Here is a 25159-nt window from a genome sequence, read left to right as displayed (position 1 = left end):
GCATCGGCGTTTGAAGGCGTTGGGTTTCAGATGTTTGAGCTGTTTGTAGGTCATCAGTTTGTCCTCCTTGACCTATTTCTACGATGCTCTCGCTGATTCACGCAAGAAGTCTACTGTGCCAACGCGCTAAAGCCTGCTCAAACATCTGTTGTGCACCTGATCCTGATTCGCGCATAACCCAAGTGCTGGTCAATAACTCATGAGTCGCGATCGTGGGCTGTCCGAACCAAGGATGACTTTGACCGACCGCAATCTGCAAGCGCTCCTGACCAACGGATTCCTGCTGTAAATGGTCTTGACAAGACTGCTTCACTCCACCTGTGACTAGTCCAAGATCAAATCTTCCAAGCGCTGTGCCTTCTCCGATCTCTTCTGCATTTCCTAAGATGCAATGAATATAAATTCCTGGGTATTGCTGTTTGAATCGACTAATGCGATCGGGAAGCCAATAATTACCAACCGTCAAATACACCCAATTTTAAGTTCACCGCGTTGTAGATTGTTTAATTCTCTTAGTTGCCGTTCCGCAAATGCAACTTGATCAAGAATTTTCTGCGCCTCCACCTGAAGCAGTTGTCCCGCGTCGGTGATTTCAACTCTGCGACCAATGCGGTGAAATAATTTGACACCGTATTTTGCCTCGATCGTCTGGATTGCTGCACTAACCGCAGGTTGAGTAATATACAGGGCTTCGGCTGCACGGGTGAAATGCAACTGCTCTGCAACGGCTAAAAAAATTCGCAATTGTTCAAGTATCATTTATGAATCGCGCATTTAGCCTTTAAGATACAAGTCTTTGAATTGGTATTTGTTATATTACTTAAACTCGCATAAACTGATCAAGAAAGCGGGAAATTCATTTAAAGTTGCTGTTTCCGTTAAAAAACTAGATGTTTAAGCCGAATTTTTGCAGGCTGGAAACGTACTAAAAGTTACATATAGCCTGGCTTACTTGTTATATACTGTAGCTTGATAGGCAAATCGTAGATAGTAAAGTCGAACTGCCGAAGGAGCCACACAGGATGGGAATTGAAGTTCAAAACGTATCAAAGCGCTATGGATCGTTTCATGCTGTCGATCAAGTCAGCCTCAGCATCAAAACAAATTCCTTGGCAGCGCTGTTGGGTCCTTCAGGTTCAGGAAAGTCAACGCTGCTGCGAATGATTGCAGGTTTAGAACAGCCCGATGAAGGTCAAATTGCCTTGCTCGGACGAGATGCCACCTATACTGCGGTACAAAAACGCAACATTGGTTTTGTATTCCAGCATTATGCCTTGTTCAAACATCTGACGATTCGTCAAAATATCGCATTTGCCCTAGAGCTTCGCAAAGCACCAAAAGCAAGAATTCGAGAGCGAGTCGAGGAACTGCTTGAATTAATTCAGTTACAAGGATTGGGCGATCGTTATCCTTCTCAGCTTTCGGGTGGACAACGGCAGCGGGTGGCTCTGGCGCGTGCCCTTGCAGTTCAACCCCAAGTTTTATTGCTCGATGAACCATTTGGAGCACTAGATGCCAAAGTTCGCAAAGAGCTTCGCACTTGGTTACGTCACCTGCATGAGGAGGTCAGCGTTACGACGGTTTTTGTGACGCATGATCAGGAAGAAGCGATGGAAGTTGCAGACGAGATTGTGGTGATGAACCAAGGCAAAGTTGAACAGGTCGGAACCGCTACTGAAATTTACGACCATCCCGCAAGCGCTTTTGTCATGAGCTTCATTGGTCCGGTGAATGTTGTCCCGATTCACTCAGGGATTTTGCCGGAGAATGGGCGTGATGGACTCAAGTCCGATCGCATCTTTTTGCGCCCACACGATATCAGGATCGACTTGGCACCATCGGCTGAAGCGGTTCCTGCGCGAGTTGATCGAGTTGTCCATCTCGGTTGGGAAATCATTGTGGAAGTTCGGTTGGAATCTGAAGAGTTGGTAACTGCCAATTTGAGCCGCGATCGATTTAACCAACTGCAATTGCGAGTGGATCAGCCGATCTACATCAAGCCGAAATCAGTGAAAACGTTTCCAGCTTACGCGTGAGAGATAAACTCACTTTTCCCATTGCGCTGAGCTTTTACTCAAGTTAGGGGCTTCTAATGCAGATCGTAGAACTTTCTCAATAGCTTTGTTTTATTGAAATTCTGCGATTTGCGCTAAACTACACTAAATCGAGCGAATAAGTGTAGTTTGCATGCAAGTAAATTCTCAGATTTGTACACTTCTGGAATTGTCGTCCAAAGTCGAATATACATTGCTAGCGCTTCTAGAGCTTACAAGCCACCGTGAGCAGCCTTATCCACTGACCTCTGCTGCAATTAACGAAAAGCACGACATTCCTGAACGCTATCTTGAGCAGATTTTGGCAACGTTACGCCGAGGTGGCATTGTTCGGAGCCTGCGCGGATCGAAAGGTGGATTTGTCTTAGCGCGTGATCCGCATGAAATCACGCTCCTAGATATCGTTACGCTAATGGATGGGGAGCGTAAACAGCGGAATATTGATGCTGCTCCTACGGTCGAGCGGAAAATCATTTACAAAATCTGGTATGAAAACAATGCGCGATCGCAGGAACTCCTCGGATCGATCACGCTTAAGGCTCTCCTCCAACAGCGAGATGCGCTACAGCAATCAAATCTGATGTACTATATCTAGCTGACCCATAGGTAGCTCCTAATTAATTGATAAATCAGTTGGTCCCTCTGCAATGCTTTGAAATCGCTCAGAGCGAGACATAGCATTGCGATCTTTCAATGTTGTTTCTATAAAATGCTCTCGCCGCTGTGCTGGTGGAATGACCTGATTTTCAATCTGCCTGTCGCATATAGATTTGGCTATGTTTGCAGCCTGTTCTCTTCTAGCTGGGTATTGCCAGGAACGGTGACTGGATACTGGTTCTCAAATTTAATCGGAATTCTGCTGATGCAAGCAGTCGCGATCGACGTTTTTCAATCCCAAGAGCGGGATTTGAAGAAAGAACTGCTGTGGTGTGTCGTTTCTTCTTCGATTTTTACGATCGCGGTTGTCGCACTCGTTCAGTTAAAGGTGCTTGACCTTCCCGGCATTGATACAACCCTGCTTCTGGGAGGTCAGTAGAAATGCACTACTTACTGCTAACTGCGCTCAGCTTTGCCGTGGGAATCGTCGTCGGGTTGACCGGGATTGGTGGTGCATCGCTAATCACGCCCATGTTAGTGTTTATGTTTCAAGTGCCTGCCTCAGTTGCCGTAAGTTCGGATATCGTTGCAGCAACCTTAATGAAGGTGATTGGGGGAGTCAAGCACTGGCGGCAGCAAACAGTAGATTGTGCGGCTGTGAAGTGGTTAGCATTTGGTAGTGTGCCGGGTTCCCTCTGCGGCATTGCACTATTGCACAAATTAAGAAATATTGAAAGTTTAAATTTAGATGGATTGCTATTGCATCTGATTGGATATGCAATTTTATTGGTGACGGGAACTGCATTATTACAGTTGCTGTTAATGACTCTCGCACCCCAACATGAACTCCCGACTCTACCCAAGCTAGATTTAGAAACTTATGGCGGGCGGGGAAGCGCGATCGCGATCGGTGCAATTCTCGGCTGCATTGTGGGATTAACAAGCGTGTCTTCGGGTTCGATGTTTGCATTGGTGCTAATTGCTTTCTTTCAACTCGATGCCCGCAAATTAGTAGGAACCGACTTAGCTCAAGCAGCAATCTTATTAGGGTTTACCTCGATCGGGCATCTGACATTGGGAACCGTAGATTGGAGCCTAGTGCTTCCCATTTGGCTCGGCTCAGTCCCTGGGGTGTTGATTGGGGCAAGACTTTGTAAGCTAATTCCGCAACGTCCACTCCGATTTAGTATCTATTTACTTTTGGTCATGGTGAGTTGGAAATTAGCACATACAGCTTAGAGAACTAGCATTGTACCGATTGAAGAGAAGCGATCAGTTATGACATCCTCATTACTTCGATACCAAACCTTGAATCGCGTTCGGTTACGCCTAGAAATTTCAGCCTCATATCATCGAGAACCCATTCTTTCTCGTTTAGTTTCAGGTTTTAACTTAGTCGTCAATATTACAGGTGCTAACCTCGGTAAGAGTAATATTGGCGAAAGCTACTGCGATATAGAAACACGAGGAACACCCCAGCAAATTAGCCAAGGGTTGATCCATTTGAAGTCACTCAACGTGCCGGTGAGGGGAAAGCCTAACACGACTGAAGATGACTGGTATTAATAGCAATTTTGCTAAGACGCTTTCAGCAGTTCGTAGGTTTTGCTCTCGACTAAAATGTAAATCCCTAATCCAATTAGCACGAAGGGAACAATTCGATCGCCATAGCGGGTAATGAATTGTGCAATTGCAGGATGACGGCTCAACGAATTCGCAACTATAGAACCCATTTGGGATCTCTTCTTGACACATAAGGTAAGCAGGAAGCCCGTTTCGAGAAATTCGTAAATCTAGCAGAAAAATCATAGTTCGAAGACTATCCGAATCATGAAGCCGAGAAGTTATCGACCTTGTGAACACAGTAAAAGATCCCAAATGGGTTCTATACACCAAACTGCAATCATGATAAAAAACACAGCTACAGTGATAGCTAGAGTAATCGGAGTGCTATTGGCAAACAAAGGAACATAGCTACCAATATTGTCGCCACCGTTCGCGATCGTTACAGTGGCAACCTGATAGGTTTGAGGAGCCAGAAAAGACTGTGGCTTATGGGCTAAAACTTCTGAATGGACGGTTTGAAGCGTTGTTTCTTCTTTTCGGAAGAAATGACTGAACCCAATCGCAATGGGTAGGAAACCGAGCAAGCCGAGCCAAGGGCGAGGAATCAAGTACCCTCCAAAAAATCCAGGTAAACTGGCGAGAAGCAAGAGTCCGAAGCCAAGATATTGACCAAACCAGATGTGTTTCGGACGGAGCCGATGATCAACCTGTGCGAAAAACAGCATCAGAATCAAAATGTCATCGAGATTGGTAGCAGCAAAAGCAGCAATACTAGTTGTGATCGCAATTCCCACTTCTACAGGTGTGATTGCGAGCGGATTGAAAAAAAGAGTTTGAAGCATGAAGAAAGCGTCGTCCGTATCTGTTGTATATTAACGGAAGTTCTCCTAAAGTTCGATGATTGCTGAACCTTCTGGATTCTGAAACATAACCCTTAAAGCATTGAAAGTGCCGAAGAAGAACTCACAAGACTCTCAAATTGCCTTCAAAGTCATCCTGGTTTTGCTCTGTTTGGCGTTGCTTTCAAGCTTCTTTGCGATCGTCAATGCTGGAGAGCGGGGTGTTTTGATGGGCTTTGGTGCAGTGCAAGAAATAGTCTTGTCAGAAGGCATTCATCCAATCCTTCCGATCGTTTACACGGTTGAGAAACTCAGTGTTCGGGTGCAAAGCCAGGAAATTTCAGCCGAAGCATCCTCTAAAGATTTACAAGATGTCTATGCTGATGTTGCACTCAACTGGCATATCGTCCCCACAGAAGTTCACCGACTCTATCAGCAAATTGGTAACAAGCAGGCGGTGATCGAGCGCATTATCAGTCCAGCGGTCGAAGAAGTGCTAAAAGCCGTCATGGCGAAGTATACGGCTGAGGCGATTATTACCGAGCGTGGGACTGTCAAAGCTGAGGTTGATCAAGCTTTGACTGAACGATTACAGCCTTATCACATCGCTGTGGATGATCTGTCGCTGGTGCATATTAAGTTTTCAGAACGGTTTAGAGAGGCAGTCGAAGCGAAACAGGTGGCAGAACAGGAAGCAAAACAAGCAGAGTTTGTCGCACTGAAAGCCGCAAAAGAGGCAGAAGCGATCGCCAATCGAGCCAGAGGAGAAGCGGTTGCTCAACAATTGTTACGAGAGAGCTTAACGCCTGAACTGTTGCAGAGACAAGCGATCGAGAAATGGAACGGAAATTTACCGTTTATTGTCGGTGGTGAAGGGACAAAGCTATTGGATCTGAAACAACTGATTGAGACTAGCCAGAAATTGCAAGCGCCTCAGAAGTAGGCACCAATAAAGCTGTAGATCAAGCCAGAAAGAACTACGGCAGTAATTGCAGCATAGGTAAAGTCGCGCCAGCGAAGAAACGAGATGAATGAGAGAATGACCCGGACGATCGGCGTTGCAATCAGGATCAGTAGTCCAAACTGAATGATAGCGCGACGATGACCTGCAAACATTGCAGTGATAATCCCTGCGGGCGATCGATACATTGCGGGCTCGCCTCGAAAGACATGATAATCGGCAGGTTCAGCCCCATGTCGAATAATGTAGAGAATGCCACCAATCAGGACAACCGCGCTTGCAAGCCATACCCCATATTGGAGTAAGTTGCTGAGAGATCGGGCTAACTGTGCTTCATGAGAGGGCGTGAGGATTTGCGTTTCGAGTGTTGAAACTGCTTTCGGATCTGCATCTTGATACATCTACGCCCCTCCCATCAGGCTGTTATACACCATCTTAAGCGCCATCACGACGAGTACCAGACTAAATAGAATTCGTAGTGATTGAGTTTTCGCGCCGATTAAAACCTTTGCACCGAGCAATGCGCCAGGAAATACGCCTAGCATCACAGGCATTGCTAGTCCTGGATCGATATAGCCTCGCGCTAAGTACACACCCGCAGAAGCCGCAGCCGTGACTCCGATCATAAAATTGCTCGTTGTTGTTGAAACCTTGAATGGAAGCTGCATTGCCTGATCCATTGCTAAGACTTTGAATCCACCTGAACCAATTCCCAACAGTCCAGACAATGCTCCAGCGATCACCATAATGCTAAATCCGATTGAAACCGACTGTGCTTCATAAGCGATTGCGCCATTTGGAGTGGGACAAGTTCCGTTCAACTGCAATTGTGCAGCAAGTGGATCGCTGGTCTCTGGTTGACAAAATTCCGGTCGCGATTGTTGAGCAAGGTAGGCTGAATAGAGCAAGGTGATTGCTAACACGATCGCCAACATCTTGACGGAAATGAAGGTTGCAATGAGTGCGCCAATCGAAGCACCGATCACGGTTGCAACTTCTAAGAACATTCCAATTCTTAGATTCGTCAATCCTTGCTTGATGTAAGTCGATGCCGCTCCCGAAGAGGTTGCAATTACAGACACGAGCGAAGCCCTGATCGCATATCGAATATCAATGTCAAACACTGAAGTTAACAATGGAACCAAGACGACGCCGCCCAATCCACCAAACAGTAAAACGGCGGTCGGGATCGCAAACGTCAACAGCGAAGTGAGCGCGATCGCTGTATGTGGTGTGAGATTCTCTTCGTGAGAAGCACCCAGCGAGGTATGAAACACACCATGTCGCGCCATCAGAAACAAGACTCGCGCAGTTGGATTAATACAGCCCAGCGTACAAGTAAAGAAGCTCAACAGTGCTCCTAAGCTGATCAAGATGCCTAAGAAATCCACACCTGCTTGATGCGCCAGGAAGTCAAGCGGTGCTTCTGTTTTGGCCAGATCGACCGATGCACCTTGAAACCCCAAGACTTCGACGTAAGCCATGAAAATGAAAAACAATCCTGCCAGAATCGTACTTTGCGCGACCGACTTCGGGATCGATTTTAGGGGATCTTTTGCTTCATCTCCGAGCGAGGTCGAGCTTTCAAAGCCTGAAAACCCAAACACAACTAGAACAATTCCTGCTGTGATCCCACCTGGAGTTGCGTCTTGTAAGGTCAGTTGAGCCGGATCGATCGCAAATCCCTTGTGTCCCCAAATCAGAATGCCAAGTAGCAAAATAGAACCGATCGATGCGCCTTCCAGCAGCAACATCATTTTGGCAGAGAGTTAAATACCTTTGTGGGCAGCATACCAAGCCGCAGCAACTCCCACCACAAACAGCGTCAAGATGTGGGTATGAATGCCAACATAACCCAGCAGCTTCTGCCCAAAAATCGCAAAGCCACACAAGGTAGACATTCCCGTGAACAAGTAAGCCAAAATCAATCCCCAACCGCTCAACATGCCTGCGGTCGGACCTAACCCTTTCACCGCATAGGAATAGAGCGATCCCGGAGAAGCAGAGCGGCGGGCAAACTCGTTAATGTTGATGCCCACGAAAAGCAGTCCGATCATCCCCAGCAAAAAGCTGAGCCAAGTGCCATTTCCTGACGAAGCGTAGATTAAGCCCATCACCGCTGCTGGGACTGTCGTTGGAGCAAGCACTGCAAAGGATTGAGCTAACACCTCACCGTAAGAGAGACATTCTCGCTTTAAGCCATGCAGGCTTGGAGAGATAGGAATTTCAGCAGTCATGATAGAGCGTTCCCTGTAATGTTTGAGAGCCGGGGTCTGTCCGTATGTGTGAATGGATAAGATTTGCTCGATTCAAATCGATTTAGATTTGCTGTTTTTCACTGTATTTCTATTACTTGATAGAAGCAAGTAGTCTTTTTTGTCAAAACGATAAACCGAGATCATTGAAGTGAAATTTTATAAAAACATAAAAATCAATTTTTACCGTATCTGAGGGTAAACATTTGAACAAAAGGATTTTCAAGGATTTCAAGCAAATAAAATAAGCGCAGAATTTCACCTAGCCCAATCATCTTTATAGGCTTTAAAGAGGATGAAAATACTGAAAAGTTTTATTCGCTACTAAAACAATCATCTCAAATTTGACCTAACTACGGAAATTTCTGAACTAGGAAGTTACCGATAGTTTTGAAGCCTTTAGAAGTGCGATCGAGATGATTTTTGAGCGCAAAGATGAGCTTCTGTGTTGCAGCGCTCTAGCTTAGATTCTGCAATCAAGTGACTGTGATACGGATTTCGCCTAGACGGTAGCAGGGTGATCTCCTGCTCGACTGGAGCTGTATGTTTCACAGATTTCAGGAGCGTGTTACTATCTAATCTAAATAAGTACGGTAATTCAATCGGTTTATCGTATTTATTGAGCAATCGCACCGTTGGGTCAAGTAGAAATCTCTAAAAACTCAATGTGAAGATCGCTCAGCACAGCGCAATCTCTCCTGTCTATCATCCCGTTCGCTAATTCAATTTCTGCATCTTTGCAAATAGATGAGCCTGTGCCGACCTAGGGCTACCGCGAACCAAAGGGAGAATGAATCCTTGACAGTTGAAAGTTACGAAAACCCTAACCACTGAAATATGGGTCAGGAAATTTGATGAATCGTGCTACTCCTCTTCTCACCCTAACGCTGGTCTGTATCACTACTCTGCTTATCCTGCTGAGCATACTTCTTATTCCCTTGTTCTTTCGAGGGATCAGCTAGAGCATCTATCTACTTAAGTTAGTTAATCTCTGCAATGTCTAACTTTTCGATGCTGTCGGGCTTGAGATCTTTGTCAATTTGTGGAATTCTAGAAAATAGATTTGTCCAGTAAACCGGTCGAAATACCGTATTTTTGGAGCGCTCATTCCTTTTACAACCCTCATCATTTCAGGTTAAGGTCATGATTCGGAAATTACTGCGTCTCAGGCTGAAGAAGCCCAAAGTTCTAGCGGTGTTAGCTGCGCTTCTAGTTAGCCTCATTGCCATTCCAGCTTTTTCGGGTTCGCCGTTAATGGCAAGCCAAAGTGCAACCATTCAGTTTGTTTCCCCGGATTGGGTAGCGAAAAATAGCAGCGATCGCAATCTCCGGGTCTTAGATGTTCGCACTAACCCATTGGAGTATTTTGCAGGTCACTTGCCCAATGCCATTCACATTGCCGACAACACATTTCGCGGTCCTAATGGCTTGCTGCCTGTGCAATATTGGAGTACAGGCAAGTTAGGGCAGCTTTTCTCGCAAGCGGGGGTATCAAGCAATAGCCGGGTGTTGGTGTACTCAGATGGGCGAGATATTCTAGGCGCAACAATGGTTGCTTATCTGCTAGAACGATCGGGCGTGAAAGATATTGCCGTGTTAGATGGTGGATTTGCGGCGTACAAGACATCCGGGCAACCTGTAACCCAGGAATTTCCTAAGTATCAGCCGACTCGCTTCACCGTTCAGGATAATCCCTCAATTCGGGTGACGCTTGCAGATGTGCGCGGCTTCTTAAATCAACCGACGGTCAAGTTTATTGATCCACGACCACTTAGATTGTTTAGCGGCGAAGAGAAGATCTGGATGCGCAATGGTCACATTCCAGGAGCACGAAACATTCCTTGGGTAACATTCACCTTGGGCAACCCAACGACGAATGAAGGAAACTTCCACAAGCTGAAGTCTTTGGACGAAATTAAGCAAATCCTAGCATCGAAGAAGATTACGCCTGCGGACAATGTGATCGTAACGTGCAGCACTGGGCGGGAAGCAACATTACAATACGTTGTGCTAAAGCATCTATTGAAGTATCCCAAAGTGCGAGTTTACGAAGGATCATGGACGGAGTATAGCCAGTCAGATCTACCTGTTGAAACGGGTGCTGATAAGGTGGCTTAACCAGTGTTATCAGTATAGTGATGCAAGCAATGTATCCTGTCCGTCAGCAGTTTATTGCTCCCGTACTAGAAGGTAGATCATGCTTGTATCGCTGCAATTTTGTAGTTCGTTTTGAGTAGGTAACTTACGATGAAATTTATCTTCATTTCTTTGTTGACAGTTGGAACAGTTGCGGGTTTCACGATCGCTGCTCCAACTTTGATTTTGGATTCGTCTAGATTGCTTGCTTGCACACCGCCTTCTGATCCACCCCGAAAAGAGCCACCCGGATCTTACTAACAGCTTGAAGCACGATCGTCGCGGGAGTGTTTTGCGATCGTGCTTTATCTCGTCTAAATGCAGTGTAATAGGAAAGTTTATGTCTTCAAACATTGAAGAACCAAGCATTATCAATCGTCTACTTACGATTGCGCCGAGGTTACTGCTAGAAAACAGTCGTCTTACCTTGCTTTCGCTCACAACAATAAATTTGTTGCTGATTCACCGCGAACAGGACGTAACAATTGATCCGATGCTATATCTAGAGCTAATTCCGATCGCTCGTTTAGTTCAGGAGGAGTTAGGTATTAGTCAAATTTGTATTCACAGTGCTCAACAACAGAGGATTTTTCACTGGAACAGTGTGGAAATTATTGAAATGGCTAAGAATTTCAATCTAAAGATTTAGCGCTCTGAACCATCTTGCTTATTCAACGATCGTGTTTTACACTATCAAAATACGGTTTTACGATAAAGATTTCGTACTTTGGACATCCCATGAGCCAATCTCATCACTTTGAAACGCTTCAAGTCCACGCTGGACAAGAACCTGCACCCGGAACCAATGCCCGTGCTGTCCCCATTTATCAAACCACTTCTTACGTGCTTGACGATGCGGATCACGGTGCCCGATTGTTTGCTCTGCAAGAGTTTGGCAATATTTACACTCGGATTATGAATCCGACGACCGATGTGTTTGAAAAGCGGATCGCTGCACTCGAAGGTGGTGTGGCAGCGTTGGCGACTTCGAGCGGTCAAGCAGCACAACTGCTGGCAATTAGCATGATTGCTCAAGCTGGAGATAATATTGTTTCAACTAGCTATCTCTATGGCGGGACTTACAATCAGTTCAAAGTAACGCTGCCAAGGTTGGGAATTAACGTTAAGTTTGTGGATGGGGATGACGCAGAAAGCTTTCGGAGCGCGATCGATCACCGTACTAAAGCCTTGTATGTTGAAACAATCGGCAATCCCCAGTTCAATGTCCCCGATTTCGCTGCATTGGCTCACATTGCCCATGAAAACGGTATTCCATTAATTGTGGACAATACTTTTGGAGCAGGTGGATATTTAGCGCGCCCCATTGAGTACGGAGCCGATATTGTCGTTGAGTCTGCAACAAAGTGGATCGGCGGACATGGAACCTCGATCGGAGGAGTAATTGTGGATTCCGGCAAGTTCGACTGGGGAAATGGGAAGTTTCCACTCTTTACTGAGCCTGCTCCGGGCTATCATGGGCTGAACTTTAATGATGTCTTTGGCACACAAAGTCAATTTGGCAATATTGCTTTCATTATTCGCGCTAGGGTCGAAGGACTGCGAGATTTAGGTGCGTGTCTTAGTCCATTTAATGCGTTCTTGCTACTTCAAGGATTAGAAACTCTCTCCTTGAGAGTTCAGCGTCATGTAGATAATGCTCTAGAACTCGCCCAATGGCTGAAACAGCATCCGAAAGTGGAATGGGTAAACTATCTGGGACTTCCAGAGCATCCTTATCACGATCGAGCGAAGAAGTATCTGAAACATGGATTCGGCGGTGTGTTGAACTTTGGAATTAAAGGCGGAATTGAGGCGGGCCGATCGTTTATCAGTCATGTAAAACTTGCCTCTCATCTCGCCAATGTTGGAGATGCAAAAACATTAGTGATTCATCCTGCTTCCACAACACACCAGCAATTGACACTGATGGAACAACAATCAGCAGGCGTTACCCCCGACTTGATTCGAGTCTCGGTAGGGATCGAACACATTGAGGACATTAAAGCAGACTTTGAACAGGCTTTTGAGCAAGTCTCATGAACTATCAGCGCTTTATCTCGCCCGAAACGCAGTTCTATCACTTGCCAGAACCATTCGCTTTAGAATCGGGCGATGTTCTGTCTGGAGTTAAGGTTGCGTATCGCATATGGGGAAAGCTTAATGCAACCCAAGATAATGCGGTACTCGTGTGCCATGCCCTCACGGGTTCAGCCGATGTTGCTCAATGGTGGAAACCGTTGCTGGGTGCAGGACGATCGCTCGACACTGATCAAGACTTCATTATCTGTAGCAACATTCTAGGTAGCTGTTACGGCACAACTGGCGCAACTTCAATTAATCCAGGGACTGGAAAATCTTACGGTTCTGCATTTCCGAGAATTACAATCCGCGATATGGTTCGGCTGCAAGCACTTTTACTTGAAGCCTTGCAAGTCCGATCGCTTAAACTTGTCATCGGCGGATCGTTGGGAGGAATGCAGGTACTGGAATGGGCAGTCTTATATCCAGAAAAAGTGAAGGCGATCGCTGTTATTGCGGCTCCGGGTCGTCATTCTGCTTGGTGTATTGGCATTAGTGAAGCGCAGCGACAAGCAATCTATGCCGACCCAAATTGGCAGAATGGGAACTATACCGAGCAACCTGCTCAGGGTTTAGCAACGGCTCGCATGATGGCGATGAGCTTTTACCGATCTTGGACGAGTTTCTCAGATCGATTCGGGCGACAAGCTAGCAATGCAATCTTTGAGATTGTGGAATACCTGCACTATCAGAGTCGTAAGTTTGTCGATCGCTTTGATGCCAACACTTACATCACGCTGACTCATGCAATGGATAGTCATGATGTTGCTCAATCTGAGAGCTATAGTTCTGCACTGAAACAGATTTGTCAACCTGCGTTAATTGTCTCAATTAGTTCCGACGTTCTTTATCCTCCGATCGAACAAGAAGAGCTTGCCGCCTTAGTTCCAAACGCAACGCTTGCGACACTTCATTCTCCGCATGGTCATGACGCTTTTCTGATGGACATGGCGACATTAAACAATTTCGTTGCTCAGTTTCGTAGCTCTCTTCAGCAATCCCGGAGCGCAGTGCAAGTAACAAACTCGCTACATAATTTGTCAGTTGCTTCTCACTGATGTGTCTATGCTTGGTAATTTAGATGTAGTACATCGTAATCGGCTGCTGGAAATAATTACGTTTCTCTAAAAGATCTTGCAAGCTGTTTTTCTCCAGCACATCATCCGCTGCTTTTCTCACAGTTTGCCAAATCTCAGAAATAGCCCTGACCGAAACAGACTCAGAATCATCGTTCGCCTCAGATGAATCGCCCCCTTCCATACAGCTGACGATTTCCAGCAGCGTAATCTTCCACGGCGGTCGAGATAAAAGATACCCTCCTTTCTTTCCACGCTCGCTTGAAATTAACCCTCCTCGTCTCAGGGTTGCCAGTAATTGCTCTAGGTAGCGATCGGGAATATTCTGAGCAGCTGCAATCTGACGAATTTGGAGCGTCTCACCAGTGCTATAAATGGAAGCGAGTTCCAGCATCGCCATGAGCGCATATTTCGTTCGACCTGAAAGTTCTAGAAGCATAACGGAGTTTCGCGAGAATGAGCAAGCCGTTTTAGGTTTAGGGCAAACGTATTTTTTCTACTTATCGATCGAGATATGGACTTTTCTCAAGATATAGGGTCTTATCCATAACTTCAAATATTATTTGTTCTCAAAATCATCACCTCAATTTATTATGCACCTGAACGTCTCACGTCAACAAATTTGCTGTCTAAGTTGTCACATCAGATATTAAGAAATATTTTCAATAGAGCGAGTACCAGAAACGAGATTTTCAGCAGTCAGGCTGCTTATAGGCTCTAAAAAATGGTCTCAATTCTCCCAAAAGTCGATTGGATTATGTGATTATTCTTGGAAGAAGTAAGTAACATAGAGGTAGATGTTTTCTCATTAGAATGACAAATGAGTGTTTGCCCCTGCTGCTCTAACAAACTACTTCGTCATATCCGCAGAACAGGAGTGTACTGGTTTTGTCATACCTGTCGGCAAGAAATGCCCAATCTTCAAGCTACCAGTCAAGCAAGGGGCACAAAGCTCACTCCATAAGCTCTACGAAGCAAATATTTTCTGATTTGGCAAGATCATGACTTCCTTCATAAGTTGAAGTTATGAAATTAACAAAAAAGAATGCTTGCTTTTATCGTTGTAAATTCTTAGGGTAAAAGCATATCAAATTGATTATGCATATCGAATTGATTATGCAAATGATGAACCCTAGTATTGATACCCAAATCGATTGGCATCCTTTGCTCGATCGCCTTCAGTTCCAAGGTGAGAAGCACCTGCCTCACTATCCAGGAGATTTGAAAGCCGATCTACTGGCTCATGCAGGGCTGAACGACCACGCCAAAGGTGAAACTGCCTATCAGTTGGCGGTAGAGATTGCGCGTCTCACGACCTGCTGCGACCCCGAGATTATTTATTGGTTTTCACGGCTGGTTGAATTGATGAAGGTTCAGCCTTCTGAAGTAGAGAACGCGAATTTTGGCTTTTTGGTTTCTCGCTAAAGTTCTGCATGGGTAGATTTTTAATCACCCTAACCGCGCTGCTCTTAGCTCCGGAGAATCAAATTGGTGATGCTTAATGGTTTACAAACAGCGCGATCGTGCTAGTATCAGATCTTGTAAATACGGTAACTCGATCGAATTAATGTGTTTACCAGATGATCTTTGTTGATCGCCTTATGTAGCTATCTTGCACTTCTGTTAGATCCGAGGCTTGCTCATGCAGTCCATTCTTCCCTGTGTTGTTTCCCAATTGCCAGCCCAACCTGCAACGCGAACGTTTAAACGTCGATCAACAATTCCGCTTCAACAAATTGCGCTTTGGCGAATTGAATCGGGAGTGGTACGAACCCTCAGTTGGCTAGAAGATGGCTCAACCGTCACATTGAGCTTATGTGGCCCAGGAGATGTAGTTGGGAAGTTTCTCTGTGCGATCGATCCCTATCAAATCGAGTGCCTAACTGATGTTGAGGTCACGCCACTTTCTCCGAATGAGTGGCATCCTGATCCTGCTTTTCTACTGGGGCGAGTACAGCAGGCTGAAGAGTTCATGCTGATTCGCAGTCATCGCCGAGTTGAAGACATGCTGTTAAAGCTGCTCACTTGGCTATCGAAGAAGTTTGGACGTGAAGTGCAGCATGGTCGCTTAATTGAACTGCGTTTGACCCATCAAGACTTAGCAGAAATGCTAGGAACCACTCGCGTGACGATTACCCGTGTCCTTAAGCAATTCGAGCAGCAAGGCATTGTTCAGCGACTGCCGAATCAGCTGACATTACTGCAACCGGAAGCAACTTGGCACTATGAGATTTAAGGAATTAAGAATGAATTCGCTCACATTGCCTAGCATCTAGGTTAGCAGGTGGTTCTGGCGTGAAGATAGCGACGGCGGTTGCAAAACTGAGCGCCAAGAGAAACAGAATCGCGATCGTTTCTAAATCTGACTTCAACAGCTTTAACCAGGATTGTTTCTGCCCGCCGTCGAGCAGCGACAATAGTCGAGTAAGTATCAAGGCTAAAGTATATTAGTTGCAGATTTAAGTGCAGCTTGATCTGAGGATATTTTACAAGCTTTGGTTTGTGCTTTCCCAAAACAGTACGATAAAGCAGTACGACACAATTTAACCTAAGTAATTTAGCCCAAATATTTGATTTTGGCTTTTAAATTTTGTTGTCTGTACTTTCTACTTTCAGCACTAATTGATTGATAAGATGGCAGTAGAAAAGTCATCAGAAATTAAGAACTTATACTGTGATCTGGAGAAGGTTTGGATGCCATGATCCTAAGCGCTCATTTCTGATGACAATACTTTTTGCAGTTCTAAACAGGAACCTTAATTGTTGATCGCTGCTGCTCAACGATCGTTAAATGATGTTGATTGACAGGTCTTGGTAAGCCAAGATGCTCTCGTAGTGTAGCTCCTTCATACTCAGTACGGAACAATCCCCGTCGTTGCAATTCCGGGATGACTAGATCCACAAAGTCATCTAGACCACCGGGTAAATAAGAAGGCATGATGTTAAAGCCATCTGCTCCTTGATGAATAAACCACCCCTCAAGTTGATCGGCAATTTGCGTTGGAGTGCCCACGATCGTCCAATGTCCCCGCGCTCCAGCAATCCGAAAATAAAGCTGCCGAATGGTTAGATTCTCTCGGTGAGCGAGTTCGATTAATAGCCTCTGACGGCTCTTTCCACCATTCGTTTCTGGAAGGTCTGGAAGCAAAGCATCAACCTCATAACCTGACAAATCAGCACCAATCATACTTGAGAGCAGTGCAATTCCTACGTGCGGATGAATTAACTCCTGAAGCTGATTGTATTTCTCTCTTGCTTCTTGCTCAGTTCTGCCAATGACTGGAAACACTCCCGGCATAATCTTGACGTGATCCGGCGATCGTCCATGCTGTACAACCCGTGCTTTGACATCTGCATAAAACGCTTGAGCATCTTGCAAAGTTTGTTGAGCCGTAAAAATAACTTCTGCGGTCTGTGCCGCAAGATTCTTACCATCTTCAGAAGAACCTGCCTGAATAATCACCGGGTAGCCCTGCGGAGGTCGCGCCACATTGAGCGGACCTTTCACCAAGAAATGCTCACCTTTATGATCTGGTATGTGCAACTTATCTGGATCAAAATACAGCCCAGAAGCCTTGTCGCGCAAAAAAGCATCATCTTCCCAACTGTCCCACAAGGCGGTGACAACCTTGAAGAACTCTAGTGCGCGATCGTAGCGTAAGGAATGTTCCATATGTCGATCGCGATTAAAGTTCAGGGCTTCCGCTTCAGTTGAGGAGGTTACTAAATTCCATCCTGCGCGACCCTTACTCAGGTAATCGAGTGAAGCAAACTTACGCGCTATATGATACGGCTCATTAAAGGTCGTTGAAGCGGTTGCAGCAAGACCGATTCGCTCTGTAACCACAGACAAGGCAGATAGCAGTGTGAAGGGTTCAAAATAAACCGTGAATTGTCCCAACCGGCTCGAAGCAGGTGTTCCTTGTCCTCGGTCAGCAACGGCAACCACATCCGCAAGAAATAGCATATCGAACTTACCGCGCTCTGCGGTTTGAGCAATCTGCGTATAGTGCTGAAAGTTAAGTCCACCGTCGGCTTGGGCATCAGGATGCCGCCATGCTGCCACATGATGCCCTGATCCTGGCAAGAATGCACCCAGTTTTAATTGCTTTTTGTTTCTATTCATGGCGGATGTCCTAGAGTTCTATATGCGTAGAAGAGTCAAAACGGTAATGTAGCTGCCGTTTCTGTATTGATTGGGCGATCGCGATTGTTACAGGGTTCACTTTGCGATTAATACGTTGGTTGCGAGTGATGAAATAATTTACGATATGTCTATCGATTAAGTCAAGATTAAACTTAAACGGAGAGATAGCAGCATTCCAGCAACATAAGGTTGTTCTGATGAACCGAATTGAAGTGATCAAAGTAACAAAGATTTTTGAAATTGCTGTGATTGAATGAGGAATCCTTTTCAGAAACAATCAGAAATTATTACAATGCAACATTCTCAGGGGTTCTTCAAAAGCGTTGGAGGACTCAGACTTTACTATCAAAGTTGGCATCCAGTGCGTAACACTCGTGCAGTCTTAGTCCTACTTCACGGCTTAGGCAGCCACAGTGGTAGATTCAACAATATTGTTCAATACTTAGTTCCTGCTGGATATGCAATCTATGCACTAGATTTACGGGGGCATGGGCACTCATCCGGTCAGCGTGGTCACATCAATTCCTGGTCTGAATTTCGCGCTGATCTAGATCTGTTCTTAAGACAAATTCAATCGACAACGAATCTTCCTTGCTTTGTGCTTGGACATAGTATAGGGGGAATGATTGCCCTGGAGTATGCCTTACACTTTCCGGCTGCTGTTCAAGGTGTGATTACGATCGCTCCTGCCTTTGGATTGAACGGCATTTCAGCGAAAAAGATTCTCCTAGGGCGCATCTTATCGCGAATTTTACCGCGCTTCACGCTCAAGGTTGGCATTGATCTCGAAGCGATTTCCCGCGATTGCACGGTTCTCAATGCTTGTGCTCAAGATCCCTTGGTTCACTCCTGTGGCAGTGCCCGTTTGGGAACGGAGTTATTTGCGACGATCGCACGAGTTGAAGCTCAGGCTGCACACTTGCAAGTTCCGATCCTCATTCTGCATGGCGGAGATGACCAGGTTGCTCATCCTGAAGGAAGTCGTGCATTCTTTGAACAGTTATCAGTCCTCGACAAAGAGCGACGGGAATATCCAGGAAGCCGTCATGCGCCTCACAATGACATTAACTATGAAGAACTCCTGATTGATTTGGAGCACTGGTTAAACTGTCGTACAGCAAAATTGATTACATCGTACTCTACACAAAACACACGATGAGCTACAACACTGATTGTTGTAATTGCTGAAACACCCCAGGAACTCTTCTAGCCCATAGTCGCCAGAATGCCATTGAATGGCGTGAACATTAGAGCGATCCAGTATTCGGCTTGATCGTTTTAGTCACGCCACTCAATGATTCTTGTATTGGAGAACCTGAGGAAAGTTTTTCTGCATCACACAGATAATTAGATTTAAGCAATTTTGTAATCCACTTTACTTGCTCAATCAAATTGCAGTGTGACATACTTGGCGAAATTAAATACGGTAACTCTATCGGTTTATCGTAATCTCTAGAATTGTTTATGGTGATTGACACACAAGGGCTAACTGTTCGGACAGATGCGGAGGGCGCGATCGCTGCTCTCGACCGCTTCATCGACCAATCTCTGTACTACGGCAATCAAGCTGAATCCGCAATTTTACAAGCGCTATCCCTCGATCCGACCTGTGCGATCGCGCAAGCGTATGCAGCCGCGTATTACCTTTCTCAAGAAACTGCGATCGCGCATCGCACTGCTATGGCTCATCTCAAAGTTGCACAACAGTATGCACCCATCGCAACTGAACGAGAGCAATGGTATATCAGCGCGATCGCGGCTTGGGCGCGGGGGGACATACCTGAAGCCATTAATCTGCACGAAGCGATCGCGCTTCACTATCCCCAAGATTTGATCTCGGTTCAGCAGGGACAATATCACTACTTTTATCGGGGAGATGCGAGACGATTGCTGCGAATTGCTGAAAAAGTGCTGCCTATGAATTTAGACAGCCCGCATCTCCACTATTTATATGGAATGACTGCGTTTGGATTAGAGCAGTGTGGTGAGGTTGATCAGGCGATGAAAGTCGGATTACAGGCGATCGCATTGAATCCTGCTGATCCGTGGGCACAGCACGCGATCGCCCATGTGTTAGAAGAGCAGAACCGACCCGCAGCAGGCATTGCTTGGATGGAGAAGCATTCGGATACTTGGGAGCAATGCAACTCAATGTTATATACCCATAATTGGTGGCACGTTGCACTGTACTACTTAGCGTTAGGCAATGTTGAAAAGGTGTTAGCGCTCTACGATCAACACATTTGGGGAAGAGCGAATTCGTTCTCATCGAAAGATCAAGTTGGAGCGATCGCAACTTTAATCAGATTAGAGTTGCAAGGCGTAGAAGTTGGGCAACGCTGGAACGCAATCGCTCCCTATCTCCATGCACGCTTACACGAACACAGATTACCATTTCAAGATTTGCACTATGTCTATGCACTAGCGCGTGCAGGATACACGGATTGGGTGAATGATTTGCTGCACAGTTGGACAAGTCATGCACAACGAGTTGCATCTGAATCACAGTCCATTTGGCTTCAGGTCGTTCTTCCCGTTGCTAAAGGGTTAATTGCTCATGCTCAAGGCAATTGGACAATTACGATCGCGCAATTACAGCCAAATTTATCAAACCTACAAGCAATCGGTGGAAGTCGAACTCAACGGAAATTGTTCGAGCAAATCTATCAACACGCAGTCTTACAGCATAAATCTCAGTGGCAAGCCTTTAAAGCTGGCTAAATCGAGAATTGATCACAGTGTCATAGATTTTTGCGATCGCATCATAATACTGGGTTGTCACGGCGGCATATCGGCTCACATTCATTCGAGCCATTGCCGCCTTTAATTCTGCATCTGGGTGCAGCAATGCAGTTTGAATTCGATCGATCAAATCTTCACCTAACTGTTGAGAAACAACAATCGGCGGCATTGGATAAGGATCACTCGATTCAACAATTCGGATTTGAGCTGCAAGTTCGGGAAATACGCGCAGTTCTTGTTCTAAAACGGTGCTGTCGATCGCAGCACAATCGGCTTTTCCCTCAATCACCCAGCGAATAGAGGTCTGATGAGAGCCCGATTGAACTGCTTGCCTGAAAAAGTGAGTTGAGTGCTCTTGTAGTAAGCGATACCGAAGCAGATAATAGCCGCTATTCGAGCCAGGATCGTTGTAGCAAACGGTCGAACTTGCTAAATCTGAGAAACGATGAAACGAGCTATCAGGACGAACAATAATATCTGAGAAATAGATTGGACGATTCTGATATCGCTCTGCTTGCATAACCGGAGCCGCGATCGCTCTCAGTTGTCCCGGTGCGATGCGACAGTTCCGAATAAATGGCAATCCACAAATAAAGGCAAGATCAACCTGACGCTTTTGTAGGTCGTCGAGCGGCTGGCGATCGCTTGCACGAAGCTGGATCTCACAGTGAAGCGCTTGACTGATCGAACGTGCGATCGCCTGATAATGCTCCATCCAGTTGGGAGCTAAATAAGAAACAGCATTCAACGAAACAAGTTGTGCTTTCTGAAGCATTCGAGACGACTGCAAAACATTCTTTTTGTATATTAAGCAAAAATCCACCGTTTTACCGTATTTATAAATTCAGGCTGCTGTGAAGTGCAAACGATATTGATAGGAGTTCAAAAGCAGTGTTTCTGGATTCTTCCGTTACATACGGATGTCAGTTTAGATTGTTCGGATTCGCATCTAGTTAACATCTTCGTAATTCCTATACTCCAATTTATCGCTCGACTTTTAGGATTTAATCTTGTTTATTCAGACATGACATGAGAATATACTTTTCATGATTGTCTTACTCATGCTTTTCGAGAACAGTAAACCGCTTAAAAGTCTTTATTGAAATGAAACGCCATGAGCAGCATTGAACTTTCTCTGCCTCGTTCTTCTCAACCTCGCCCTCAACGGTTAGGGGTGTTAATTGTTTTAGCGATCGCAGTCGCAATGAGTATTGGATTGACGCTATTTGGTTGGAAACAAACTGTGTTGTTTTTGATTGGTAGCTTATTCGGCATCAGTCTGTATCATGCAAGCTTTGGGTTTGCCTCAGCGTACCGAAGATTGTTTGTTTATCGTGATGTCAATGGAGTGCTGGCACAGGTACTGATGCTGTCGGTTGCAACGCTTTTATTTGTCCCGTTTTTAGCAAGTCGGTCTTTCTTTGGACAATCGATCGAGGGAGCCGTTGCACCCGTTGCCGTTCAAGGCGCGATCGGTGCATTTCTCTTCGGCATCGGAATGCAGCTAGGGAGCGGTTGTGCGTGTGGAACGCTTTATACGATCGGGGGCGGTAGCAGTGGAATGCTACTAACACTGCTGACCTTTGGAATTGGCTCTTTTGGGGCAAGTTTAACCGGAAGTCTTTGGGCGAGTCTTCCCAAACTGCAACCGATTTCGCTGGTCAATACTTTTGGGTGGGCAGGTGGTGCAATTCAGCTTGCAGTTCTGGGATTGATTGCGTTTGCACTTTGGAAAAACCGCGCTCCTACAGCAATTGAGAAACCGACTAAAATAATTTCTCTTCTTTATGGTCCGTGGTCATTAGTCTGGGGCGCGATCGCCCTGGCAGTGTTCAATTGGTTAACACTCTTGATTGCAGGAAGACCTTGGGGAGTGACTTGGGGCTTTACGCTGTGGACAGCGAAGATTGCTCAGTTGTTCGGTTGGAATCCGGCGACAAGTGCATTCTGGAGCCAAGGGATGGGGGCTGAAGCGCTACGGAAAAGCGTATTTGCTGACACGATTTCAGTGATGAATTTTGGAGTCGTATTAGGAGCAGCCTTAGCAGCAACGTTAGCAGGTCGGTTAGCATTGAAAAAGCCTCAGTCAAAGCTTGCGATCGTGGCTGCTTTAGTTGGCGGATTAATGATGGGATACGGGGCACGATTAGCATTTGGGTGTAATGTTGGAGCATACTTTGGTGGGATTGCTTCTACCAGTTTGCATGGTTGGTTATGGATTGTGTTTGCTCTGTTGGGAACAGGAATTGGGATAAAGGCGCGATCGATCTTTAGGCTTTCTAACTAACTAATTTGCTCAACTTTTAATGTGCGCTCAAGACTTCTCAAAGATGGGAAGTCTTGAGCGCACATTAAAAGTTGTAAAGTTTTCTAGCCACCCTTAGCAGAAGGCTGATTGGATTGTACTTAGCGGACAAAATGACGGAGATATCGGAACTTAGAGAGAAATCGATATCTCCGATGCAAATTATGAAGCATAACCTCGCTGGTGTTTTGGATTGCTTCTCGCGGACGTTCAATCTCCCAAACGTTGCGAACTTTCAGTTCGTAACTCTCCGATTGCTTCATTTCCCAAGGCTCACCTGCCGAAATTTCTCGTTCAATCAGATTGTGAAATGCCATAGTCTCGCCTCATTAGGAGTATTGAATCGCTATGAGTTTAAAAATTCGATTAGTCACAGTCCTACGCGAGTGGTAGTGACCTTCGTTGCAAAGACCGAAATTGCGAATTCACCCATTAATCGAGATGCGATCGCTCGATAGTCTTTCAGATTTGCTCATTAAGTGAAATGGTGGAATTAGTCTACGGTAGGGGCTGATTGTTGTTGCTTCGGAAATTTCTCATTCGCAACAATTTCCCCAAACGGGCTGAACATCACTTGCTGATCGGTTTGAGTGAAGTGACTTAAAGGCAACTTAGGAAATAGCAATTCTGCGACGCGATAGCCTTCTTCCAGGTGTGGATAGCCTGACAGAATGAAGGTATCAACTCCGATATTGGAATACTCCAGCATTCGCGCCGCGATCGTATCCGCATCCCCTACTAACGCTGTTCCCGCTCCTCCTCGTACCAAACCAACACCTGCCCACAGATTCGGACTAATTTCCAACGCTTCACGACTCCCGTTATGCAACTGAGTCATGCGTTGCTGTCCTTCAGAATCCATTCGGGCATAAGCTTTCTGTGCAGTCGCGATCGCGTCCTCATCCACATAACGGATCAATTGATTCGCAGCATCCCAAGCTTCACTTTCTGTCTCGCGCACAATAACATGTAGGCGAATACCGAATTTTAGCGATCGTCCTTGCTGTTCCGCCAATCGCCGCACCGATTGAATCTTTTCAGCGACCTGTTCTGGTGGTTCACCCCAAGTTAAATAGGTATTGACGTGCTTTGCAGCAATCTCTTTAGCAATCGGTGAAGAGCCTCCAAACCAGAGCGGAGGATAGGGTTTCTGAACGGTCGGAAACAGCATTTTTCCACCCTGAACGTTGAGATAATCGCCTTTCTGAGTGACTTCGTTTCCTTGAGCAATTTCGCGCCAAATCGCTAAGAATTCATCGGTTAAGTGATAGCGATCGTCATGGCTCAAATGCAGTCCATCACCCGCTAATTCAACTGGGTCACCGCCTGTTACCACATTGATCAACAAGCGTCCATTCGATAGTCGTCAAAGGTTGCCGCCATCCGAGCAGCAACTCCAGGAGAAACTAATCCCGGACGCACTGCAACCAGAAACCGCATTCGTTGCGTCAAGGGCATCAATGTAGAAGCAACAATCCAAGCGTCTTCGCAAGAACGACCTGTTGGCAGCAATGCTCCGAAAAAGCCTAAATGATCGACTGCTTGAGCAATTTGTTTCAAATAATCATAGTTGGTCGCTCTTCCCCCGATCGAGGTTCCAAGGTAACGACCATCCCCATGAGTTGGAATAAACCAAAGAACTTGCATCAATGCTCCTCCCGATTGTCTATCTGCGTGCTGGAACTTCAAAAGTTGATAAATCAGCCGAATCCTGAGACTTAGAAGTCTTCTCTGATTGCATTACTCGTGCTAGAACTTGCTCAACGAGATAGATAAAAGCTGGACTACTGCGATCGCGAGGACGTGGTAGAGAAATAGGAAGATTGGTCGCAATCTCACCTGCTTCCAGCAAAATCACGCGATCGGCAAGTGCGACTGCTTCATCGACATCATGTGTAACCAGTAGGGCAGTGAATTGCTGTTCTTGCCAAAGCTGTTCGATCAAGTGCTGTATCTCACGCCGAGTCAGAGCATCTAAAGCACTGAGCGGTTCATCGAGAAGGAGTAGACGCGGATTGCTCACTAACGCTCTTGCCAAAGCAACACGCTGCTTTTGTCCTCCAGAAAGAACCAGTGGAAAGTCCTGCGATCGCTCTTCTAATCCAACTTGCTGCAATGCCCAAATTGCTTTATCTTTCCAGCGATGCCGAACCCCTAATCCCACATTTTGCAGCACTCGCTTCCACGGCAACAATCGCGCATCTTGAAACATAACACGCGCATTGGAATTGAGGAATTGCAAGGGTTCTCCGTTGATCAGAATTTTGCCGCTTGTCGATCGCTCTAATCGGTATCATCAACTTAACCGCTTATGTTCAAAATTAAGTACAATAATGCCTGAACATTCGGCGTTGCTCAATATTACGCAGCAACTTTCAAGCAAGCAATTTCTCGCCAATCTT

25 protein-coding genes and 4 pseudogenes are annotated in these 25159 nt (G+C 45.8%); 15 read left to right on the top strand and 14 right to left on the bottom strand.

Going from position 1 to position 25159, the window contains the following annotated elements; translation table 11 throughout:
* Positions 1-127: 127 nt before the first annotated feature.
* Positions 128-759 (bottom strand): annotated as a pseudogene (locus tag NC980_RS24320) (LysR family transcriptional regulator); the annotation flags it as partial.
* 263 nt (positions 760-1022) lie between these two features.
* Here NC980_RS24320 and NC980_RS24315 point away from each other — a divergent pair.
* The 5 genes from NC980_RS24315 (at position 1023) to NC980_RS24295 (ending at position 4217) form a co-directional block, all read left to right on the top strand.
* Positions 1023-2036: a TOBE-like domain-containing protein gene (locus tag NC980_RS24315; RefSeq protein WP_190376403.1), complete on the top strand. Its 1014-nt coding sequence runs from the start codon at positions 1023-1025 to the stop codon at positions 2034-2036.
* 151 nt (positions 2037-2187) lie between these two features.
* Positions 2188-2649 carry an Rrf2 family transcriptional regulator gene (locus NC980_RS24310; RefSeq protein WP_190376402.1) on the top strand — a complete coding sequence of 154 codons (462 nt, stop codon included), beginning with the start codon at positions 2188-2190 and terminating at the stop codon, positions 2647-2649.
* Positions 2650-2763: 114 nt separating this feature from the next.
* Positions 2764-3090 (top strand): hypothetical protein, encoded by a 327-nt coding sequence (locus NC980_RS24305; protein ID WP_190376401.1) that lies wholly within the window; start codon positions 2764-2766, stop codon positions 3088-3090.
* Positions 3091-3092: 2 nt separating this feature from the next.
* On the top strand, positions 3093-3890 hold the full coding sequence (locus NC980_RS24300) for a sulfite exporter TauE/SafE family protein (RefSeq protein WP_190376400.1): 798 nt from the start codon (positions 3093-3095) through the stop codon (positions 3888-3890).
* Between the two features lie 39 nt (positions 3891-3929).
* Positions 3930-4217, top strand: a complete 288-nt coding sequence (locus NC980_RS24295; RefSeq protein ID WP_190376399.1) for an NIL domain-containing protein — start codon at positions 3930-3932, stop codon at positions 4215-4217.
* Between the two features lie 11 nt (positions 4218-4228).
* Here the strand turns inward: NC980_RS24295 and NC980_RS24290 are convergent, their stop codons facing one another.
* Entirely contained in the window at positions 4229-4384 is a 156-nt protein-coding gene (locus NC980_RS24290; RefSeq protein ID WP_190376398.1) for a cadmium resistance transporter, read from the bottom strand.
* A gap of 111 nt (positions 4385-4495) precedes the next feature.
* Positions 4496-5059, bottom strand: a complete 564-nt coding sequence (locus NC980_RS24285) for a cadmium resistance transporter (RefSeq protein ID WP_190376397.1) — start codon at positions 5057-5059, stop codon at positions 4496-4498.
* 106 nt (positions 5060-5165) lie between these two features.
* Here NC980_RS24285 and NC980_RS24280 point away from each other — a divergent pair, with 106 nt between their 5' ends.
* Entirely contained in the window at positions 5166-5999 is an 834-nt protein-coding gene (locus NC980_RS24280; protein WP_347272592.1) for a prohibitin family protein, read from the top strand.
* Here NC980_RS24280 and NC980_RS24275 read toward each other — a convergent pair.
* From NC980_RS24275 to NC980_RS24260, 4 genes and pseudogenes are all read right to left on the bottom strand, one after another.
* The gene (locus tag NC980_RS24275) at positions 5990-6418 is read right to left on the bottom strand and encodes a DUF1634 domain-containing protein (protein ID WP_190376396.1); all 429 of its coding nucleotides are present in this window, start codon (positions 6416-6418) and stop codon (positions 5990-5992) included. The two genes, NC980_RS24280 and NC980_RS24275, sit on opposite strands and share 10 nt — an antisense overlap.
* A complete protein-coding gene (locus NC980_RS24270) occupies positions 6419-7219 on the bottom strand; it encodes a sulfite exporter TauE/SafE family protein (RefSeq protein ID WP_347272593.1) in 801 nt (266 codons plus the stop codon).
* Positions 7217-7771 (bottom strand): annotated as a pseudogene (locus NC980_RS24265) (APC family permease); the annotation flags it as partial. The gene NC980_RS24270 and the pseudogene NC980_RS24265, both read right to left, overlap by 3 nt.
* A gap of 15 nt (positions 7772-7786) precedes the next feature.
* Complete coding sequence (locus NC980_RS24260) at positions 7787-8254, bottom strand: APC family permease (protein WP_190376395.1); 468 nt, start codon at positions 8252-8254, stop codon at positions 7787-7789.
* A gap of 1161 nt (positions 8255-9415) precedes the next feature.
* On the opposite strand from NC980_RS24260, the gene NC980_RS24255 reads away from it, so the two are divergent.
* The 4 genes from NC980_RS24255 (at position 9416) to metX (ending at position 13545) form a co-directional block, all read left to right on the top strand.
* Entirely contained in the window at positions 9416-10390 is a 975-nt protein-coding gene (locus NC980_RS24255; protein WP_190376394.1) for a sulfurtransferase, read from the top strand.
* Between the two features lie 358 nt (positions 10391-10748).
* Positions 10749-11057 (top strand): hypothetical protein, encoded by a 309-nt coding sequence (locus tag NC980_RS24250; RefSeq protein WP_190376393.1) that lies wholly within the window; start codon positions 10749-10751, stop codon positions 11055-11057.
* Between the two features lie 89 nt (positions 11058-11146).
* Positions 11147-12448: an O-acetylhomoserine aminocarboxypropyltransferase/cysteine synthase gene (locus NC980_RS24245; RefSeq protein ID WP_190376392.1), complete on the top strand. Its 1302-nt coding sequence runs from the start codon at positions 11147-11149 to the stop codon at positions 12446-12448.
* Positions 12445-13545 (top strand): homoserine O-acetyltransferase, encoded by a 1101-nt coding sequence (gene metX / locus NC980_RS24240; protein ID WP_190376391.1) that lies wholly within the window; start codon positions 12445-12447, stop codon positions 13543-13545. Before NC980_RS24245 ends, metX begins: the two co-directional genes overlap by 4 nt.
* Before the next feature lie 19 nt (positions 13546-13564).
* On the opposite strand, the gene NC980_RS24235 is transcribed toward metX, so the two are convergent.
* Complete coding sequence (locus NC980_RS24235) at positions 13565-14002, bottom strand: Rrf2 family transcriptional regulator (protein WP_190376390.1); 438 nt, start codon at positions 14000-14002, stop codon at positions 13565-13567.
* A 683-nt stretch (positions 14003-14685) separates the two neighbouring features.
* Between NC980_RS24235 and NC980_RS24230 the strand changes: the two genes are divergently transcribed.
* Together NC980_RS24230 and NC980_RS24225 are read left to right on the top strand one after the other, a co-directional pair.
* Positions 14686-14988, top strand: coding sequence for a hypothetical protein (locus tag NC980_RS24230; RefSeq protein WP_199298469.1), 303 nt, complete (start codon positions 14686-14688; stop codon positions 14986-14988).
* A gap of 217 nt (positions 14989-15205) precedes the next feature.
* Positions 15206-15799 (top strand): Crp/Fnr family transcriptional regulator, encoded by a 594-nt coding sequence (locus NC980_RS24225; RefSeq protein ID WP_190376389.1) that lies wholly within the window; start codon positions 15206-15208, stop codon positions 15797-15799.
* A gap of 4 nt (positions 15800-15803) precedes the next feature.
* Here the strand turns inward: NC980_RS24225 and NC980_RS24220 are convergent, their stop codons facing one another.
* Complete coding sequence (locus tag NC980_RS24220; RefSeq protein WP_190376388.1) at positions 15804-15998, bottom strand: hypothetical protein; 195 nt, start codon at positions 15996-15998, stop codon at positions 15804-15806.
* A 308-nt stretch (positions 15999-16306) separates the two neighbouring features.
* Positions 16307-17689 (bottom strand): LLM class flavin-dependent oxidoreductase, encoded by a 1383-nt coding sequence (locus NC980_RS24215; protein ID WP_190376387.1) that lies wholly within the window; start codon positions 17687-17689, stop codon positions 16307-16309.
* Between the two features lie 313 nt (positions 17690-18002).
* On the opposite strand from NC980_RS24215, the gene NC980_RS24210 reads away from it, so the two are divergent.
* Both NC980_RS24210 and NC980_RS24205 read left to right on the top strand, forming a co-directional pair.
* Complete coding sequence (locus NC980_RS24210) at positions 18003-18869, top strand: alpha/beta hydrolase (protein ID WP_190376386.1); 867 nt, start codon at positions 18003-18005, stop codon at positions 18867-18869.
* 305 nt (positions 18870-19174) lie between these two features.
* Positions 19175-20431 (top strand): tetratricopeptide repeat protein, encoded by a 1257-nt coding sequence (locus NC980_RS24205; RefSeq protein ID WP_190376385.1) that lies wholly within the window; start codon positions 19175-19177, stop codon positions 20429-20431.
* Here the strand turns inward: NC980_RS24205 and NC980_RS24200 are convergent.
* Positions 20418-21227, bottom strand: coding sequence for a PhnD/SsuA/transferrin family substrate-binding protein (locus tag NC980_RS24200; RefSeq protein WP_190376384.1), 810 nt, complete (start codon positions 21225-21227; stop codon positions 20418-20420). The genes NC980_RS24205 and NC980_RS24200 overlap by 14 nt on opposite strands.
* 339 nt (positions 21228-21566) lie before the next feature.
* On the opposite strand from NC980_RS24200, the gene NC980_RS24195 reads away from it, so the two are divergent.
* Positions 21567-22739, top strand: coding sequence for a YeeE/YedE family protein (locus NC980_RS24195; protein ID WP_190376383.1), 1173 nt, complete (start codon positions 21567-21569; stop codon positions 22737-22739).
* A gap of 119 nt (positions 22740-22858) precedes the next feature.
* On the opposite strand, the gene NC980_RS24190 is transcribed toward NC980_RS24195, so the two are convergent.
* The 3 genes and pseudogenes from NC980_RS24190 to NC980_RS24180 form a co-directional block, all read right to left on the bottom strand.
* Entirely contained in the window at positions 22859-23074 is a 216-nt protein-coding gene (locus NC980_RS24190; protein WP_190376382.1) for a hypothetical protein, read from the bottom strand.
* A gap of 176 nt (positions 23075-23250) precedes the next feature.
* Positions 23251-24404: pseudogene (ssuD, locus tag NC980_RS24185) on the bottom strand (FMNH2-dependent alkanesulfonate monooxygenase).
* Between the two features lie 19 nt (positions 24405-24423).
* Positions 24424-25044 (bottom strand): annotated as a pseudogene (locus tag NC980_RS24180) (ATP-binding cassette domain-containing protein); the annotation flags it as partial.
* Positions 25045-25159 lie beyond the last annotated feature (115 nt).

The organism is Leptolyngbya sp. AS-A5 (assembly GCF_039962495.1).
In the GTDB taxonomy this organism is placed as follows: Bacteria; Cyanobacteriota; Cyanobacteriia; order Leptolyngbyales; family Leptolyngbyaceae; genus Leptolyngbya.
Note: the sequence above shows the minus strand (reverse complement) of the source record. Positions and strands in the feature narration are given on the sequence as shown.